Here is a 670-nt window from a genome sequence, read left to right as displayed (position 1 = left end):
AACTTCAGGACCGGTCCGAGTCTCATATCGGTGGCCGCCCATGAGCCAGGATCGCCGGTACGCTGATGCTGCCGATGATCGCACCGGAGGCATCGGCCACCGGAAGTGCGTTCTCGCCGCGCCACATCAGCTCGGACAATGCATCGCGCAAGTTGATCGTTCCGTCGATAGGCTGTCCAGTAGCAGGCGAGCCGGGCTGTACGATATCTTCCACCCTCGTCAACGACAGCAATCGGAACGGCCGTTCCGCCGTCCCGACTAGTCTCTCTACGAATTCCTCAGAAGGCCGCGTCAGCAAATCCGCCGGCGTCCCGTATTGAAGCAGGCGAGCCTGATCCATCACCGCGATGCGGTCACCGAGATGGAACGCCTCTTCCATGTCATGCGTGACGAGTAGGATCGTCGTCTTGAAGCGACGCTGAATGGCGAGGAGATCGGCTTGCGCCTTGCTGCGGATGACGGGGTCGAGCGCCCCGAAGGGTTCGTCCATCAAAAGGAGCTTGGGTTCTGCGGCAAGCGCCCGCGCGACGCCCACGCGCTGCTGTTCACCGCCAGACAATTGATGCGGATACTTCTTGGCAAACGTTGCGGGATCCAGCTGGAAGAGCTGTAGGAGATCGTCGACACGGCTTGCGATTCGTTGTTTGTCCCAGCCGAGGAGGCGAGGAAC

Annotated in this window: 1 protein-coding gene; it reads right to left on the bottom strand. The window is 61.0% G+C overall.

The window, feature by feature from the left end:
* Positions 1-22: 22 nt before the first annotated feature.
* Positions 23-670 (bottom strand): ATP-binding cassette domain-containing protein (locus tag AC1DT3_RS23375; protein WP_477467540.1); only part of this gene is annotated, 648 nt, incomplete at its 5' end.

It is taken from the genome of Microvirga sp. P4_G7, from assembly GCF_056401005.1.
Note: the sequence above shows the minus strand (reverse complement) of the source record. Positions and strands in the feature narration are given on the sequence as shown.